Raw genomic sequence first — 1,617 nt, forward strand, 5'->3', positions numbered from 1 at the left:
AAGGCTTTCGAACCCTTAGGCTACCGACCCCAACCCGGCGAGCCGCATGAGTTTCACGATCCGTTCGGGCTTAGCGCAAGATTTTGTACAGCTCTTGTCCTCACCCCAGATTGTGAGCTAAGGACACCTTTCGTCCTGACAATCATGGTATTCTGCAAAGAAGATGCGGAGTGGCAAGCGGCCAGTCACTCGGACACTGGCTGCCTGTGGGAATGTCCACGAGGCGACACTTGGGTGAATCATATATGGGCACGTCGAGTAAGATGACGAGACGATATTTCGGAACGGACGGGATCCGGGGAGGGGCCAACAAATTTCCGATGACCGCCGAGGTTGCGATGAAGGTCGGCATGGCTGCCGGCCTGTCGTTCCAGCGCGGCCACCATCGCCATCGCGTCGTGCTCGGCAAGGATACGCGGCTGTCGGGCTATATGATCGAGAACGCGCTGGTCGCGGGCTTCTGTGCCGCCGGCATGGATGTGTTCCTGCTGGGGCCGATTCCGACGCCGGCGGTCGCCATGCTGGCGCGGTCGCTGCGCGCCGATATCGGCGTGATGATCTCGGCCTCGCACAACCCCTATTACGATAACGGCATCAAGCTGTTCGGCCCCGACGGCTACAAGCTGTCGGACGAGATCGAGATGCGCATCGAGGCGCTGCTCGACCAGGATGTCGACATTTCGCTGGCCGACGCGGATGGGCTCGGGCGCGCCAAGCGCGTGGACGGCGTGCACGACCGCTACATCGAATTCGCCAAGCGCACTCTGCCGCGGTCCATGTCGCTGGCGGGCCTGCGCATCGTGGTCGATTGCGCCAACGGCGCCGCCTACAAGGTGGCGCCGGCAGCGCTTTGGGAACTCGGCGCCGAGGTCATCACCATCAACAACGAGCCGAACGGCTTCAACATCAACGAGGAATGCGGTTCGACGCACCCGGTGGGCCTTTCCAAGAAGGTTCATGAAGTGCGCGCCGACATCGGCATAGCGCTCGATGGCGACGCCGACCGCGTGGTCATCGTCGACGAGAACGGCGCTGTCGTCGACGGCGACCAGATCATGGCGCTGATCGCCGAATCCTGGCATCAGAGCGGCCGCCTGGCAGGCGGGGGCGTCGTCGCCACCGTCATGTCCAATCTTGGCCTCGAACGCTTCCTCGGTGAAGCCGGCCTGCAACTTCACCGAACCCAGGTCGGCGACCGATACGTGGTCGAGCACATGCGCGCGCATGGGCTGAATGTCGGCGGCGAGCAGTCCGGCCATATCGTGCTGTCTGATTTCTCCACCACCGGCGACGGGCTGGTCTCGGCGCTGCAGGTGCTGGCCTGCATCAAGCGCCAGAACAAGCCGGTCAGCGAGATCTGCAAAAAGTTCGAGCCGGTGCCGCAGCTCATGAAGAATGTGCGCTTTTCCGGCGGCGAGCCCCTGGAGACAGCACCCGTCAAGGCCGCGATCGAGGATGCCCGCAACCGGCTCGGCAAGTCCGGCCGCCTAGTGATCCGGCCTTCCGGCACCGAGCCCCTGATTCGGGTTATGGCCGAGAGCGACGACCAGAAGCTGGTCGAGACGGTGGTGAACGACATCGTCGGCGTCATGGCCGAGATCAAGACCGCTGCCTAGA

Annotated in this window: 1 protein-coding gene; it reads left to right on the top strand. The window is 63.2% G+C overall.

Features of this window, described 5'->3' with window-relative positions; genetic code table 11:
- Positions 1-263 precede the first annotated feature (263 nt).
- On the top strand, positions 264-1,616 hold the full coding sequence (glmM, locus tag AC0L15_RS33125) for a phosphoglucosamine mutase (RefSeq protein ID WP_473498398.1): 1,353 nt from the start codon (positions 264-266) through the stop codon (positions 1,614-1,616).
- The last annotated feature ends 1 nt before the right edge of the window (position 1,617 follow it).

Source organism: Mesorhizobium sp. WSM4846, assembly GCF_055811415.1.